The organism is Trichormus sp. NMC-1, assembly GCF_001858025.1.
Lineage (GTDB): Bacteria > Cyanobacteriota > Cyanobacteriia > Cyanobacteriales > Nostocaceae > Anabaena.
Window position 1 is genome coordinate 1031409 of record NZ_LZQD01000001.1, and the last position, 15572, is coordinate 1046980.

Here is a 15572-nt window from a genome sequence, read left to right on the forward strand (position 1 = left end):
TTCACTATTTACTGAGTCAGCACTCATTACGCTCATTTAGCATTCTTTTTTTCAAATCATGTGCGGCTATCCGTAGCTTGTGATAGTCGCGCCCAAATCACGATTTAGATAAATTAGATTCAGTTCAGTTTACAGTACCTCAGGTTGAATTCAGAATAATGGATTTTGGTATCGGGTTTCTCTCGAACAACGTGATGCTGCCAATCATAGACTTTTTCTATGGTTTTTTCCCCAGCTATGGATTGGCGATCGTTGCCTTAACATTGATAATCCGCTTTGCGCTCTATCCCCTGAGTGCTGGCTCCATTCGCAGTATGCGACGAATGCGGGTTGTCCAGCCTGTCATGCAAAAGCGGATAGCAGAAGTCAAAGAGCGCTATAAGGATGATCCGCAAAAGCAGCAGGAGGAAATGGTTAATGTCCAAAAAGAATTTGGTAACCCATTAGCAGGATGTTTGCCTCTGCTGCTACAGATGCCAGTATTACTAGCACTGTTTGCGACTTTACGGGGTTCGCCTTTTTCTGGTGTTAACTATTCAGTTAACCTAGAAGTCTTTCCCGCTGAACAAATTGAACGTATTCAACCCCAAGCCTTTGCCACAGCCCCACAAAACATCTACATTGCCGATGGGGAACACACAAAAATCACAGCGATTTTACCTGGTGGCAACAAGTTGGTGGTAGGAGAAAAGACTAAGATTCAATATCAGACAATGGAGGGCAAACCATTTGATTTGCTCTTAGCAGAACATCCAGAAACTAAGTTGACCCCTGAATGGAAAATCATGAAAGGGGAAGATCGAGTTAAAATTGATGCAGAAGGTAATGTAGAAGCCTTACAGCCGGGAGATGTGACAATTCAAGGCTCTATCCCTGGACTGGCAGCTGATAAAGGATTTCTGTTTATTGATGCTTTAGGTAGGGTAGGCGCACAAGATCCAGATGGCACAATCCACTGGGATATTGTGGCGATGATTGTCTTCTTTGGTATCAGTCTTTACGTTAGCCAATTGCTTTCTGGGCAGAATTCCAGCGGTGGCAACCCACAACAGGATACAGTAAATAAAATCACACCAGTTATTTTTTCTGGGATGTTTTTGTTCTTCCCCCTGCCAGCTGGTGTGCTGATGTATATGGTGATTGGTAACGTTTTCCAAACTCTGCAAACTTACATTCTTTCCCGCGAACCGCTACCAGAAGAATTACAAAAGCTGGTGGAAATACAAGAGAAAGAAAAAGAAGCAGCCAGCGCCGAACCAAAGAAATTGCCGTTTGAACCAAAAAGTTCTAAGAAAAAAGCTACAGGCTGATCATGACTAATATTCCCATGCAGCGGGGTGAGCAGTGGTTAAAAACACTGCTGCATTTCACTAATATATCTACTGAAGTCAAGTGTAATTTAGAAACTGCTCCGTTGTTAGACGCAGAGTCTCCCCAATCTGATAGCTATTGGTTGACGATTGATCAAACCAGCTTGATGTCAGAACAAATCAGGATTTTAATTGGTGCTGATGGTTCTGTGCTAGATGCGATTCAGTATTTAGCCAATTCGGTTCTTAACTTGAACCAACCAGAGGAGCAGCAGGCATCTTATACCATTGAGTTGAATGGCTATCGTGTCAGACGAGAAGCGGAAATTCGCACCTTAGCAGAAGTGGCTGCCCAAGAGGTGCGCTTAACTGGTAAAGAGGTGGAAATTAAATCGCTTAGTTCGGCTGAACGGCGACAAATACACACGTTTTTCCAGGATTTTCCTGATTTAGAAACCTTTAGTCGGGGTAAAGAACCTCATCGGCTGTTGGTAGTTCGTCCGGCGACGGAATCACCAACAGATCCGGGCTATTAGAGCTAAAATCAGAGATGTAGTATCAGCACAATTGCTGATCATCAACCCTACTTTTTCGTGAGGATGTCTCACAAGTCCTATGGACGCTATTTTTATTCCGCAGCTAACTAAAGCCCCGGAGCGAACAGAGGAAATTCAAGTTAATGAGTCTCTGCCTGGTTTGGAAACTTTAACCCCGGTGCGTGGCACTATCCGTGTGCAACATCTAGGTACTTACTTAGAAGTTTCCGGTCAGGCAGAAGCAATTATTACTTGTACCTGTAACCGCTGCTTGCAGCAATATAATCAACGTTTGGCTGTTAATACTAAAGAAATAATTTGGTTAGAGGAAAATGCTAATCAAGCGGAACAGTTACCTTTAGAGATGGAAGTGGCTGTAGAAGATTTAGTGGAAACTTTATCACCTGATGGTCATTTTTATCCCACAGAATGGCTGTATGAGCAGATGTGTTTAGCAATTCCTCATCGTCAGTTGTGCGATCGCAAATGTCCAGGTATTTTGGATACTGTTGCTAGTTCTGAGGAGATTATTGATAGTCGTTGGGCTTCTTTACAAAGCTTGAAAAAGCAACTTCCAGAATAATTGTAATTTGATAGAAACTTGCGAGGCGAAAAAGGGTTAGAAATGCTGTATGAATCCTCATTTCTACCTACTGTATTCGCTTTTTTTTATATTCTTTTATTGTACTATTGCTAAATATTCCTTTCTTTAAGATCATCACCTTCTAATGGCTAGTTAGTTTCAAACAGAGAACGAGGTAAACCAGACTGTCTGATAATGGATTGAAGTGTGCCAATCTTAATTTCTGAGTAGTTAGGAACAGGAACTGTAATTGTGGAATCATCAATTTCCTTTTGCATAATTATATGACTACCTCGCTGTCTGACTTGTGCGAAACCATGCTCAGTTAGGATTTGACAAACTTCTTTTGCAGAAAGAACTCGTAGTTTACCCAATTGCTACCTCAATCTGCGTTACATAAATTTCTGAGTAAATCTTGGCTAAAACCTCATTTGGACTTGCTGTTTCAAAGAATAATTCAATCGCTTCAATCAAATTATTTTTTGCCTCTTCTACTGAGTCCCCTTGACTGGCAATATCTATCTGTGGGCAAAGAGATACATAGCCATTGCCTTCACGTTCAATAATGCAGGTTAGTTGTTTAACTTGTTTCATAGTTTTATAGCTCCTTCTTTCATTATTTTACATTGAGTCGCATCGCTCCTTATTTCTGCACCAATCATTTGCTTTTTATACTTATTATTCTCTTGTTCTAACTAAATATTGACTCAGATTATGTAATAATCTTTGATGCCTTTCTGTTGAAATTGAGCCAATTGAGCCAATTATATTGTTACGAGTGATGACAGTTAAAAAACTTAATCTAATCACAGATTGACTAACTAACCCACTGGATTGAAAATCATCATCATTAGGTGAAACTATTTCATCAAAATTAGAAATATATTGTTTTAATTGGCTACTAATTCCACAGACCAAAAAGTCTTGATATTTTGGCATTTCTTTCAAAATCAGCGCAGGACGGTTTTTTATTTCTCCATTTGCTTGCGGAATAGGAGTTAATATAATATTACCTTCTTTCATAATTAGGGTTATATTCTTTTATTGATTCTAGAGTATATTCTGGTTCATTGTCTGCATAACATTGATTTAAGTTATTTAAAGAAAAAATTTCCCAATTTTCTCTTTCTTCTGTATCGGGTTCTAAAACAATAGGAATAATAAATACTTTTGTTCCTTCTGGGATAGATACGGGATCGAGTAATTCTATTTTCCCATCTTTAACAATTGCTAAATGTCCTGATGTCATTGTGTTAGCTCCTTGTTTTTCTGTATTTTAGCACCATTAAAATTCAGCCAAACCACGGGAAGATTTTATTATAGCCAAACATTCTTTAAGATCATCACCAACCCACTTTCCAGCATGACGTAGAATTGATTTACCTGATCCTTGACGATGAGGTGGTTGAGGTTTTGAGAATTTGGTAGACTGTTTGTTTTTTATTGATTGGATAATATTAAGCGTTTCTATAAGCTCTGTTTCTGACATTGAGCTAATTTCTTGTATAAGTAATTCCTTAGTTGACATAATTTTTATCTCCCTATTTTCTGTATTTTAGCATTTTTGATATCAGCGATATCTACGGTAAGCTAGGTTAACTCTATTCGTCATTAACATCTGTCAAGTGTCTAACGCACTACTATACTGACTTTATTTAATTTTACTTGGCAAATTAGGTGAAATCGCCAATAATATAATTAACTGAGTAAATAAATGACACAAGATGTATATCAATAAGCTGCGAGTATATAATTATAAGTCTTATTTCGACTCTGGGGTAATGGAATTTACACCAGGTGTCAATATTATTGTTGGAAAAAATAATGCTGGTAAAACATCTTTACTTGAGGTGCTGACTCTGGATTTTGAAAATCAACCGCATAGAAGTTTAAAAACTTTGCCAAATAAGAGTTCTAGGATAGAAGAAAAGTCAAGAATAGAAATTACTTTATGTATAGAAAAAGAGGAATTGCAAAATTTTATTAAGGAGATTTATTCTAATACTCATATTGGTCTTCCTCAACTAGACTATGATGATTATGAATATCATTGTGCAACTTCGCCAGGAGAACCATTAACGGAAGTAGAATTTTTTAATGACAAAACAAAGGAAGCATTTAAAAAATTTCAAGATTTTCTAAAAAACTCAGATACTTGTAAATTACATTTAACTCTAAATAGCTCTAAACAATTAGAGACAACAAGTCTCATTAAATTACTTAATTTTGATTCTTATGAAACAACTTTTAATTTTGATAGCGGAACATTTTACAAACTTAATTATGATGATAATGGAAAATTGAAACTTGAAACTATTGAATATGATGATGATGATGATAGATTAGGAGGAGAATTTTCTAATTATAAAGGAACAGTTGAGGACAGCATAGGCAAGAAATTATTTGACATTTTTGTAAGCCGTATTTATAGGTTTAAAGCTGAACGCCTCAATATTGGTAGTTGCAAATTTGAAAATAATGAACAACTAAAATCAGATGCTTCTAATCTGGCTGAAGTATTATTTATATTGCAGGGTAAAAAACCAGGAAGTTTTGCACAATTTAATAAATTTGTTTCAAGTATTTTAGATGAAATCAAGTATATTTCTGTAGTAATGGGAGATAATTCAGAAGTTGAAATTAAGGTTTGGATGACCGAAGAACTTAATAGAGATGATTTATCCTTTCCTCTCTCTTCATGTGGAAGTGGAGTTGGTCAAGTATTAGCAATTGTATATATTTTAGTTTCTTCAGAAGAACCTAGAACATTAATTATTGATGAACCACAATCATTTTTACATCCAGGTGCGGCTAAAAAGCTGATAGAGACTATTAAACAATTTCCGCAGCATCAATATTTTATTACTACTCATTCACCAGACATTATCACAACGGCAGATCCTTCTAATATTATCAAGCTGAAATATAAAAATTGTGAAACAACTGCATCAGTTATAGATGCAAAAGATATAGAGTTGCAAAAAGAGATTTTAGATGAACTAGGAATTAGATTATCTGACGTTTTTGGTGCTGATAGTATTCTTTGGGTTGAAGGAGAAACTGAGGAAGAATGTTTTCCAATCATCCTTGACAAAATATTAGATAAGCAGTTGAGAGGTATTAAAATTCTTGCAGTTCAGCAAACTGGTGACTTTGAAGGGACAAAGGCTAATCTTGTATTTGATATTTATAAAAAATTGAGTGAAGGAAGCAACTTATTTTCTCCTGCAATTGGCTTCTTATTTGATTCTGAGGGGAAATCAGAAGAAGAGAAAAAAATCTGGCAAGAGAGAAGTGAAAAACCTGTTGAATTTTTGTCACGGCGAATGTATGAAAATTATCTACTTGATCCAGAAGCAATAGCAGCAGTCTTTAATGAAGAAAATCAAGCTCGACGAGAACCACTATCAACAGATATTACTAAAGTTGATGTTGAGGAATGGCTAGAGAAGAAAAAGCAAGAAGAAGGACTTTCAGAAGAAGAATGGTTATATAAAGTTCATGCGTCTAATATTCTTAAACAACTTTTCTCAAATTTTTCTCAAAGAAATATTAAGTTTAGAAAACCTAAACATCCCTACCAACTTACAAAGTGGCTAGTTGAGAACAAACCTGATTCTTTGTCTGGACTTGCTAACGAAATTGCAAATATGCTTAATTATGAAGAGCGATCGCACCGACAACCATAATTATCGACTATCGCCCATATCCGCCTGAGATTGAAATCTCAGGCTAATAGCAAAAGTCGTCTTTAGACGACTGAGAAAATATTGAATTATTAAGCTGAATTATTGAGTCCGTTTTAACGGACTTCCGCTATGAGACTGGGAATTAATTCCCAGGTGAATCTAATTTTGTTGACTACGCAATAAACGCAAAATTTCATCTATACTCGATTCTAAATTTCTGATATCTGACTTTATTTGCCGGATGTCACTTTTAACCTCTTTCATATCTGAAGTCAAGCCAGTAGCTAAAGTTAATGTTGTAGCGATCGCAACTTGAGCAGTCATAAACACTCAATAATTCTAGTTCTGCATTCTATGTTGACATGATTTCAACGCAAATCATCAACCCCCTCTTCCTCTGTGGTTCATTACCTTAAAAATAGGAAAATAACAAAAACCACCAAAAACCTAGATCATGAACTTCCGAGACGAATTTAAACTCCTCCTCCGCGCCCGCTACCCGCTAATTTATATCCCCACCTACGAAGAAGAACGGGTAGAAGCCGCTATCCGCGAAGAAGCCACAAACCAAGGAAATCGCCCCGTATATACCTGGGATTTTGTCGATGGTTATCAAGGAAACCCCAATGATGTCGGCTTTGGAAAACGCAACCCCTTACAAGCTTTAGAATTTATCGAAAAATTACCAGCTTCCGCCCCAGCAGTGTTGATTCTCCGGGATTATCACCGCTTTTTAGATGATGTCGCCATTTCTCGCAAACTCCGCAACTTAGCCCGACTCCTGAAATCCCAACCGAAAAATATTGTTTTATTATCGCCACGTATCGCTATTCCTGACGATTTAACGGAAGTGTTGACGGTGGTTGAGTTTCCCTTACCCGCAGCACCGGAAATTAAAGCCGAGGTAGAACGATTATTACAAGCTACTGGTAACTCTCCATCTGGTAAATTTCTCGATGACTTGGTGCGTTCTTGTCAAGGATTATCTATGGAACGGATACGCCGAGTTTTAGCCAGGGCTGTAGCATCCCACGGACAATTACAACCAGAGGACGTTGATTTAGTTTTGGAGGAAAAACGCCAAACTATCCGCCAAACCCAAATCCTGGACTTTTACCCAGCCACTGAGCAGATTTCTGATATAGGAGGACTTGATAACCTTAAAGATTGGCTGATTCGTCGGGGTGGTTCATTCACAGAAAAAGCTCGACAGTACGGATTACCGCACCCCCGTGGTTTAATGTTGGTGGGGATTCAAGGAACAGGTAAATCATTAACAGCCAAAGCGATCGCACATAATTGGCATTTACCTCTGTTACGCTTGGATGTAGGGCGGTTATTTGGTGGTTTAGTTGGTGAATCAGAATCCCGCACTCGCCAAATGATTCAGGTAGCTGAAGCCCTTGCACCTTGTATTTTGTGGATTGATGAAATTGACAAAGCCTTTTCTGGTTTAGGTAGTAAAGGTGACGCAGGAACAACTAGCCGGGTATTTGGTACTTTTATCACCTGGTTAGCAGAAAAAAAATCCCCCGTGTTTGTCGTCTGTACCGCTAACGATATTCAAGCCTTACCCCCAGAAATGTTGCGGAAAGGGCGATTTGATGAAATTTTCTTTGTCGGTTTACCCAGCCAAGAAGAGAGAAAAGCCATTTTTAACGTCCATTTGTCCCGATTGCGTCCTCATAACTTGAAAAGCTATGACATTGATAGGTTAGCCTACGAAACCCCTGATTTTTCAGGCGCAGAGATTGAGCAAACCTTAATTGAAGCGATGCATATCGGATTTAGCCAAAATCGTGACTTCACCACCGATGATGTTTTAGAATCTGCTAGTCAAATTATCCCTTTGGCGAAAACTGCGGTGGAGCAAATTCAAAAACTGCAAGAATGGGCGGCTGCGGGGAGAGCGCGACTCGCTTCCAAGTATAATCCTTTGAATGACACCTTCTCTTCGAGACGCTAACATCTTCAGCGCCATCAGTAGACGTATTCAATGCCAAATGCCATCATACAAGGAGGTAGTCTGGCGGGAGGCTGAAGACAGCTATGCAGCAGGGAAGAACGCTTGTTTAATGAGATGAGTAAACCTTTTTTAAGTGGATAGTGATTTTTGCCCTGCCGCACCCATAATAATTTAGTCAATCTTACTTAATCAATAGTTCGTAGTTAATCATGAATTAATTAATCATGAATTAATATGGACTATTGATTAAAAAAGGCAACAGGGAACAGGTGACAACTGATAACTGTTAACTGTTAACTGATAAATGACTAGAGGTTATAACTATGCTTTCTGGCTTACTTAAATTTATACTTGGTTTTGTCCTAGCGATCGCAGTCTTATTAGGTAGTGGACTGACAGTAGCGCTCTATTTTGTCAATCGCAACTCTATACCCCCGGAAAGACCTAAATTTGCTAACGATAATCCCAAACCCAAACCTGACAAACCAAAACCAACTCCGGTAAAAACCACATCCACTCCTAAGCCTACACCTAAGACAGAAGCTACTCCCAGTCCTACTCCTACCCCCACAGAATCACCTGATTCATTACCACCAGGGGCTTACCGAGGAATTGTCACTTGGTCTCAAGGTTTACGTTTGCGAACCGAACCGAAACAAGATGCTGAACGTAATGGTGGTGTTGGGTTTAATCAAAAAATCATTGTTTTAGAAGAAAGTGCAGATAAAGTTTGGCAAAAAATTCGCGTTGAAGATAGTGGTCAAGAAGGTTGGGTAAAAGCAGCCAACACTAAACGATCTGAAGAAGAACCAGACACAACAGAACAACCAGAGAACCCACAATAATAACATTGACAATTCCGGTTGAATACTTATCATTAGGACTGACACTCCGACGCGGAGAGTTTTTTTTGATCAGCAATTAGCCGGACTTAATATTAGATACAGCAGATTGCAGATCAATGAGGTACTCAAAATTGAAACCTAGACACATTCGCCAGTTTTACTCCTGACTCCTGACTCCTGACTCCTGACTCCTGACTCCTGACTCCTGACTCCTGACTCCTGACTCCTGACTCCTGACTCCTGACTCCTGACTCCTGACTCCTGACTCCTGACTCCTGACTCCTGACTCCTGACTCCTGACTCCTGACTCCTGACTCCTGACTCCTGACTCCTGACTCCTGACTCCTGACTCCTGACTCCTGACTCCTGACTCCTGACTCCTGACTCCTGACTCCTGACTCCTGACTCCTGACTCCTGACTCCTGACTCCTGACTCCTGACTCCTGACTCCTGACTCCTGACTCCTGACTCCTGACTCCTGACTCCTGACTCCTGACTCCTGACTCCTGACTCCTGACTCCTGACTCCTGACTCCTGACTCCTGACTCCTGACTCCTGACTCCTGACTCCTGACTCCTGACTCCTGACTCCTGACTCCTGACTCCTGACTCCTGACTCCTGACTCCTGACTCCTGACTCCTGACTCCTGACTCCTGACTCCTGACTCCTGACTCCTGACTCCTGAATTCTTAAAATTTTCCTGATCAACCTGAAGATAATTCTATACAACTAAAAAGGAGTTCCTAACTCTTTTTGGTTGATATTCTTTCAGCATGATTGTGGCATCCTCTGCTGATAAGGGATAACTAAACAGATACCCTTGCATAACTTCACAGTCTAGAATTCGTAATAAATCAAATTGTTCTTCAGTTTCTACTCCTTCGGCAACCACTGCTAAATTCAGTTCATTAGCCAATGCAATTATCGCTGTTATAATTGCTGTATCGCTATTGCTATTTGCTAGATTGCGGACAAAAGACCGATCAATTTTTAATGCATGAATGGGAAAATCTTTTAAATAACTTAAGGAAGAATATCCTGTACCAAAGTCATCTATTGAAATAGTAATTCCTATATCACCTAATTCACTTAAAATTTTTTTAGTTAATTCAACGTCTTGCATAGCAGCAGTTTCCGTAAGTTCTAGCTCCAAGTATTGGGTTTTTAATTTTGTTTCTGATAATATCTGTTTAATCATGCCAACCAAGTTTGGTTGCTGGAATTGTCTAGTTGATAGATTGACAGCAATTGATAGAGATGGCAAATTCAAATCATTTTGCCATGCTTTAGTTTGTAAACAGGCAGTTTTTAAAACCCATTCAGAAATCGGCAAAATCAATCCAGTTTCTTCAGCAATAGGGATGAAATTTGCTGGAGGAATTAAACCTATTTCTGGATGTTGCCAACGCAACAAAGCTTCCATTTTGGTAATTTCACCTGTAGAACTATTTATCTGCGGTTGGTAATAAACTTCAAGTTCTTGTCGCTCTAAGGCATTATGCAAGCTATTTTCTAACATGAACAATTCTGAAGCTTGTGGATTTATACCTGTGTGATATAGTCCGTAATTATTGCGTCCCTGTAATTGCACACTATATAAAGCTGCATCAGCATTTTTCATCAATGTTTCTGCATCTTTTCCATGCAAAGGATAGATAGCAATCCCAATACTAAGGCTAATATTTAAGTGATGATTTCCAATCTTAAATCCTTGTTTAAAAGCTGCAAATATCTGATCTTGAATGAAATTTACATCCTTGACATCACTTATTTCTGGTAACAAAATAGTGAACTCATCACCTCCCCAACGCCCAACAATGTCACCTTCACGCAAACATTCAGTTAAGCGTTGGGAAACCATTTGTAATAGTTGATCACCAATAGCATAACCTAAAGTTTCATTGATTTTTTTAAAGCGATCTAAGTCCAAAAAACACACAGCTAATTTACAATTTTTGCGGATTTTTTCTAAAGATGCGATGAGGATATTTTTGAATAATTCTCGGTTTGGCAAATGAGTTAAAGAATCATGTAAATTTTGATAATTAACTCTGTCCAATACTAATTTTTCAGCCGTGATATTGTGAAAACTCCAAACTGTGGCAAATTTTTTTTCACTAATATAAGTCCATTGGGAATAAGGTTCAAATACTTTTCCATTTTTAAAAAAAATAGCATCAACAATTTGTGTATCTGGATTTTGACTAATTTTTCGGAAAATGGTCAAATAATGTCTGGGATTTTTGAGTTGTTTGATTGCTAATCTTAGTATTTGGCTATAACTTTCTGACTTAATTAATAATTCGGGAATCTGCCACATTTGCAGAAAAGTTTGATTATAGGCTAAAATTTTACCTAGATTATCTACTATTAAAATACCGTCTGTAGTTGAGTTTAGCGTTGCTTGTTGTAAAGCTAAAATTTTTTCTAATTCTATTTGCAGGCGCTGGCGTTCAGCACTTTCTAATCGCATTTTTTTAAATAAAGACTCTTCATATTTATGGGAAATTTCATAATTCTCTAATGTTTGATGGCGAAATTTAGATAATACAAAATTTAAGATGCCTAAAATAATTAATTGAATTCCCAAGCAGATGAATACCCCAAATATTAAAATCATCATAGTAGTCTTTGCTCTAGTAGAATGCTTTTGTTTTTTATTTATTTTCGATTCTGCATGAATAACCCTGATTGATAACCTAGTACAGTTTCCTAAAAGCTAAAATTCCTAAAAGTTAAAACAATCGCCAGGAATATACTTGTCTAAACAAACTGATATGCAAAAAGCTGATAAGGTTCGCTTTTTGTTAACTTTGTGGGTGACTTTCCCATAGTAATATGTGTTTTAATTGCAGCTTTTATCTACTAACAGAGATGGGTTTAATCACACTCTGTAAACGCACTAATATGTATGTTTTTTGTAATTAAAACTTATTGTATAAAATGCAACAAGATTATTTAACCCTGTTCAGATGCTTCAGGTGATTTATTGATAAGCTAGATTGCATATACAATCAGTTTCTCAAACAGTTGTTTTTTAGGGAACACTATCATAAATAGGGAAGACAAAAGCATCACATCACAGACGTGCAGTAATATACAGTGTGTACGATGTGATTGCAGCGTAATCTGCAATATTAAATGCTTGTTAGTGAACGTTTAGCTCTAGCACCCGTATTATTACTAATAAACTTACATAATGTCAAGTTACAGCAGTTTTCATATTTTAGACCGCACGCTTGATTTTTTAGGAAGACTTGTCAAAATCATTTTTTTTTAACTAACCACAGAGGCTTAGAGGACTCAGAGACAGAAGAAAGAGAAGGAAAAAATTGCTTAACTGAAGTGTATTGCGGTATAATTGCTTCTCAAAAATAAATTTGCGTAGTTGAAGTAAAAAATGCATTAACAATTGTTTAAAAAAACAGAATACTGATTTAGTAGACTAAATGAGCAAAGATATCTGTGAACCTTGCTGAGTTTTATTAACTTCAATCCGGGCTTGAAAAGCTTCTTTGAGGTGTGGCATATGGGTTACAGTGAGGATACAGGCGAAATCAGTAGCGATCGCATTAATCGCTGCAATCAAGCGATCGCAGCCTTCCCCATCCTGAGTTCCAAACCCCTCATCAATAATCAACAACTGCAACGCCGCACCCGCACGCTGCGCCAATAATTTCGCCAACGCTAACCGAATCGCAAAGTTAATTCTAAAAGCTTCCCCACCAGAATAAGTTTCATAAGCTCGCGTCCCCCTAGCATCAGCAATTAAAATATCTAATGTATCTATCAACTTGGCATTTTTCTTACTAGACTTCCCACTCCTTCCCGCCTTCTGTGTCACAAATTGTACGTGCAACTGATTTGCACTCAATCGCGAAAGTAGTTGATTTGTCTCAGCTTCCAGTTGCGGTAACACATTTTCAATCATCAAAGCTTGGATACCATTTTTACCAAAAGCCTGCGCTAATTCCTGAAAAACACGCTGTTGCTGCTTAGACGCTTGCATCTGCTCCTGCTCTTGCTCATACTGACTTTGCAGCATATCCAATTGGTGCGCCATTTGTTCTAAACGCCCCAACTTAGCGATTTTTTCATCAAGTTCGCGCCTACGAATTGCTAATTGCTGCTCTAAAGCCTGAATTTGGGCGACGGGATTAGCTGTTGCTTTTAACTGCTCGACAATAGCGTCAATTTGTGCAGCGAAATTTTGCCGTTCTGCTAATCTGCTCTGTTGAGAAGTTGCCAAATCTTGCAATTTTGTTTGTAATTGAGGATACTGCTCCTGAGCAGATAATAATTGTTGATAACGCAAATGCCAAGATTGAAGCTTACGTACAGCTTGGCGGAGGCGATTATGTTCTTCACCACTATAATTAAGTTCAGCAATTTCCTCAGTTAAAGCTTCTATCTGTTTAGCAATATCAGAATTTGTTTGTTCTTCTTGAATTCTAGTTTTAAGTTGGTCAATATTAGTTTGCAGTTCCGGCTTTCTAGCAGCTAATTTAGTTTGACGTTTAATTGCTTCTTTAATTTGCCCTTGTTTAATTTCTGCCCACCGCCAACGCTCAACTTCACTTCGAGCCAAAGCATGATCTTGTTCACTATAATTAAGTTGTTGCAAATATTGGTTTAACTGTTGAAGTTCTGCTTGTTTTTCAGGTGCGTAATTACCTTGCAAAGAACTCTCTAAATGTTCTTTTTCTAATCCAATTTGTTGTAGTTGTGTTTGGATATCCGTTGTCGCTTGCAACTGTGCCGCTAATTGTCCCCGTTTTTCTCTTAAAGCATCATAAGCTGATAATTGCTGGGAGATATCCCGATATTCTTGTCTTAGCACCTGAATTTCTTTATCTGAAACCGCCATTTGTTCTCGCACTACCCAAAATTGTCCTTGGGTATCGTCGTATTCAAGTTGCGTTTTTTCAATGACTCGATTCCAGTGATGTTCGTCTAAAGGACGTTCGCACAATGGACACAGTGCATTGGGATTTTGGAGCATTTGCAATTTTTGCTCTAGTTCTGAAAGTAATTTTTCGTAGTCCCGTTGGTGAGCTTGCAAACGTTCGATAAAATGTCTGCGTTCCTGTCCTTTTTCTTGCACTCTTTGTAAATAAACCCGTTTTTTCTCCAATGCTTCAATTTGGACACCCACATCCATTACAGCTTGTTGTAGTTGGGGTTGACGACGATGTTGGTTTTGAAGTTGGTTTTCTGTATTTTGCAGTTGTTCTAGTCGCGCTAATAATCCAGCATGAGTGCGATCTAATTGACTTTGTAAAGTGGCTCGTTGTTGTAATAAAGGATTCACTTGCATTTGCAATTGATCCAAATTAGTCAAATGATGGCGTGCGGTAGCTAATTGCGCTAAAGCCGTTTCTACTTCCGAGGATTTAGTGAGAGTTTGCTGAATTTCTCGCTCTTGTTGTTCTAAAGCTTCTAATTGAGCTTCGGCTTGTTGCAGTTGACGTTCAATTTCTTGAATTTGTTTATTCAGCTGTTTTTGCTGTTGTTGTTGCAAACCTGTAGCGCGGGTATGTTGTTCAAATTTAGCAGCAAAAGCTTCTTCTTGAGAGCGCAGACTTTGATATTCGCTGTATCCAGCTTGAATTTCGGCTGTTTGACTGAGAATTGCTTGTAAATCTGCAAGTTGGGATTTTGCAGCTAATTGGTCTTGATGCAAGCGATCGCAATCTTGGCTAAGATTCTGATATTGTTGCCGCACAAAACTCAGTTGTTGTTCCCAGTTTTGGTGTTGGTGTTGGACAACTTGCAAACTTTGTAATTGAATATTGTCCAAAGCTTGCATCTGTTGCAGGTTATTCAGTTGAACTTCTAACTCTGTTCTTTGCGTCTTTGTCATCTCCCGTTGTTGGAGTTGAGTTTTAATTCCCTCCAAAGAACGCTCTAAATCCTCGATTCGGAATTTGTACTTTTTAAAACTGTCCTTGGCTCGTTCTTCTAATTCATCATATTGATTGAGTTTTAATAACTCCGCCAAAATTTCCTTGCGCTCATTGGGACGTTTGAGCATGAATTCATCGGCTCGTCCTTGACGTAAGTAAGCAGAATTAATAAAAGTATCGTAATCGAGCTTGATATGTTGTATGATCACATCCTGGGTTGCTCTGACTCCTTTACCAGTTAGGGGACGAAAGCCCGCAGGAGTTTCAATTTGAAATTCTAAGACGCTAGTTCCACCTCGCAAACGGGTACGAATCACCCGATATTGTTGTTGGTTATTATGGAAAGTAAAATCAACTCTGACTTCTTTTGCTCCAGAATAAATCACATCATCTTCCACCGTGGCACGGCTTTCACCCCAAATTGCCCAAGTGATAGCTTCGAGCAAAGAAGATTTACCCGCACCATTGGAACCGCAAATACAAGCCGTATGCAAACCGCCAAAATCTAAAGTTGCATCACGGTAACTAAGAAAGTTTTTGAGGATAAGTTGTACTGGGATCATTCAGGCTATAGCGCCACATTTACAATTTTCATAATTAACAGTACAGATGCACTTCTTTGTTAGTTTAGCGATTCAAACAACAGGTTTCTAGTCTTGAAGACATCTATTTTACAAAAATTTACAATACACATCTCCAGAAATGAAATATGCGTATCCTATAGGACTAATATTTGA

General features: G+C 38.3%; 15 protein-coding genes. 6 read left to right on the forward strand and 9 right to left on the reverse strand.

The genetic code is table 11. The features are described 5' to 3' along the window. The first annotated feature begins 158 nt into the window (after positions 1–158). The 3 genes from yidC to A9Y75_RS04595 all read left to right on the forward strand — a co-directional run bounded on the left by yidC (position 159) and on the right by A9Y75_RS04595 (position 2429). On the forward strand, positions 159–1310 hold the full coding sequence (yidC, locus tag A9Y75_RS04585) for a membrane protein insertase YidC (protein ID WP_071188358.1): 1152 nt from the start codon (positions 159–161) through the stop codon (positions 1308–1310). A 2-nt stretch (positions 1311–1312) separates the two neighbouring features. Then, complete coding sequence (locus A9Y75_RS04590; protein WP_071188359.1) at positions 1313–1846, forward strand: R3H domain-containing nucleic acid-binding protein; 534 nt, start codon at positions 1313–1315, stop codon at positions 1844–1846. 79 nt (positions 1847–1925) lie between these two features. Then, a complete protein-coding gene (locus tag A9Y75_RS04595) occupies positions 1926–2429 on the forward strand; it encodes a YceD family protein (protein WP_071188360.1) in 504 nt (167 codons plus the stop codon). Between the two features lie 149 nt (positions 2430–2578). Here A9Y75_RS04595 and A9Y75_RS04600 read toward each other — a convergent pair whose 3' ends face one another. The 5 genes from A9Y75_RS04600 to A9Y75_RS04620 form a co-directional block, all read right to left on the reverse strand. Then, the gene (locus A9Y75_RS04600) at positions 2579–2803 is read right to left on the reverse strand and encodes a type II toxin-antitoxin system HicA family toxin (RefSeq protein ID WP_071188361.1); all 225 of its coding nucleotides are present in this window, start codon (positions 2801–2803) and stop codon (positions 2579–2581) included. Then, positions 2796–3023 carry a hypothetical protein gene (locus A9Y75_RS04605; RefSeq protein WP_071188362.1) on the reverse strand — a complete coding sequence of 76 codons (228 nt, stop codon included), beginning with the start codon at positions 3021–3023 and terminating at the stop codon, positions 2796–2798. The genes A9Y75_RS04600 and A9Y75_RS04605 overlap by 8 nt, the downstream gene beginning before the upstream one ends. Positions 3024–3107: 84 nt before the next feature. Further along, positions 3108–3452 carry a type II toxin-antitoxin system PemK/MazF family toxin gene (locus tag A9Y75_RS04610; RefSeq protein ID WP_071188363.1) on the reverse strand — a complete coding sequence of 115 codons (345 nt, stop codon included), beginning with the start codon at positions 3450–3452 and terminating at the stop codon, positions 3108–3110. Next, the gene (locus A9Y75_RS04615; RefSeq protein ID WP_071188364.1) at positions 3439–3678 is read right to left on the reverse strand and encodes a glycosyl hydrolase family 31; all 240 of its coding nucleotides are present in this window, start codon (positions 3676–3678) and stop codon (positions 3439–3441) included. The genes A9Y75_RS04610 and A9Y75_RS04615 overlap by 14 nt, the downstream gene beginning before the upstream one ends. A gap of 36 nt (positions 3679–3714) precedes the next feature. Then, complete coding sequence (locus tag A9Y75_RS04620; protein ID WP_071188365.1) at positions 3715–3957, reverse strand: hypothetical protein; 243 nt, start codon at positions 3955–3957, stop codon at positions 3715–3717. A 196-nt stretch (positions 3958–4153) separates the two neighbouring features. On the opposite strand from A9Y75_RS04620, the gene A9Y75_RS04625 reads away from it, so the two are divergent. Next, complete coding sequence (locus A9Y75_RS04625) at positions 4154–6118, forward strand: AAA family ATPase (RefSeq protein WP_071188366.1); 1965 nt, start codon at positions 4154–4156, stop codon at positions 6116–6118. Between the two features lie 159 nt (positions 6119–6277). Here A9Y75_RS04625 and A9Y75_RS28240 read toward each other — a convergent pair whose 3' ends face one another. Further along, positions 6278–6442, reverse strand: a complete 165-nt coding sequence (locus tag A9Y75_RS28240; RefSeq protein ID WP_177176106.1) for a hypothetical protein — start codon at positions 6440–6442, stop codon at positions 6278–6280. A 130-nt stretch (positions 6443–6572) separates the two neighbouring features. On the opposite strand from A9Y75_RS28240, the gene A9Y75_RS04630 reads away from it, so the two are divergent. Both A9Y75_RS04630 and A9Y75_RS04635 read left to right on the forward strand, forming a co-directional pair. After that, the gene (locus A9Y75_RS04630) at positions 6573–8084 is read left to right on the forward strand and encodes an AAA family ATPase (protein WP_071188367.1); all 1512 of its coding nucleotides are present in this window, start codon (positions 6573–6575) and stop codon (positions 8082–8084) included. A 323-nt stretch (positions 8085–8407) separates the two neighbouring features. Then, positions 8408–8929, forward strand: a complete 522-nt coding sequence (locus A9Y75_RS04635) for an SH3 domain-containing protein (RefSeq protein WP_071188368.1) — start codon at positions 8408–8410, stop codon at positions 8927–8929. Positions 8930–9067: 138 nt separating this feature from the next. Here the strand turns inward: A9Y75_RS04635 and A9Y75_RS28245 are convergent, their stop codons facing one another. The 3 genes from A9Y75_RS28245 to A9Y75_RS04650 form a co-directional block, all read right to left on the reverse strand. After that, a complete protein-coding gene (locus A9Y75_RS28245) occupies positions 9068–9637 on the reverse strand; it encodes a hypothetical protein (protein WP_177176107.1) in 570 nt (189 codons plus the stop codon). Positions 9638–9650: 13 nt separating this feature from the next. Beyond that, the gene (locus A9Y75_RS04645) at positions 9651–11549 is read right to left on the reverse strand and encodes an EAL domain-containing protein (protein WP_343232355.1); all 1899 of its coding nucleotides are present in this window, start codon (positions 11547–11549) and stop codon (positions 9651–9653) included. 825 nt (positions 11550–12374) lie between these two features. Then, on the reverse strand, positions 12375–15398 hold the full coding sequence (locus A9Y75_RS04650) for an SMC family ATPase (RefSeq protein WP_071188370.1): 3024 nt from the start codon (positions 15396–15398) through the stop codon (positions 12375–12377). Positions 15399–15572 lie beyond the last annotated feature (174 nt).

Bases quoted from the DNA above. Each gene is read 5' to 3' on its own strand.
- A9Y75_RS04620 (WP_071188365.1), bottom strand. From the start codon at position 3,957: ATGTCAACTAAGGAATTACTTATACAAGAAATTAGCTCAATGTCAGAA.
- A9Y75_RS04610 (WP_071188363.1), bottom strand. From the start codon at position 3,452: ATGAAAGAAGGTAATATTATATTAACTCCTATTCCGCAAGCAAATGGA.
- A9Y75_RS28240 (WP_177176106.1), bottom strand. From the start codon at position 6,442: ATGACTGCTCAAGTTGCGATCGCTACAACATTAACTTTAGCTACTGGC.
- A9Y75_RS04595 (WP_071188360.1), top strand. From the start codon at position 1,926: ATGGACGCTATTTTTATTCCGCAGCTAACTAAAGCCCCGGAGCGAACA.
- A9Y75_RS04615 (WP_071188364.1), bottom strand. From the start codon at position 3,678: ATGACATCAGGACATTTAGCAATTGTTAAAGATGGGAAAATAGAATTA.
- yidC (WP_071188358.1), top strand. From the start codon at position 159: ATGGATTTTGGTATCGGGTTTCTCTCGAACAACGTGATGCTGCCAATC.
- A9Y75_RS04650 (WP_071188370.1), bottom strand. From the start codon at position 15,398: ATGATCCCAGTACAACTTATCCTCAAAAACTTTCTTAGTTACCGTGAT.
- A9Y75_RS04625 (WP_071188366.1), top strand. From the start codon at position 4,154: ATGTATATCAATAAGCTGCGAGTATATAATTATAAGTCTTATTTCGAC.
- A9Y75_RS04590 (WP_071188359.1), top strand. From the start codon at position 1,313: ATGACTAATATTCCCATGCAGCGGGGTGAGCAGTGGTTAAAAACACTG.
- A9Y75_RS04630 (WP_071188367.1), top strand. From the start codon at position 6,573: ATGAACTTCCGAGACGAATTTAAACTCCTCCTCCGCGCCCGCTACCCG.
- A9Y75_RS04645 (WP_343232355.1), bottom strand. From the start codon at position 11,549: ATGATTTTAATATTTGGGGTATTCATCTGCTTGGGAATTCAATTAATT.
- A9Y75_RS04605 (WP_071188362.1), bottom strand. From the start codon at position 3,023: ATGAAACAAGTTAAACAACTAACCTGCATTATTGAACGTGAAGGCAAT.
- A9Y75_RS04635 (WP_071188368.1), top strand. From the start codon at position 8,408: ATGCTTTCTGGCTTACTTAAATTTATACTTGGTTTTGTCCTAGCGATC.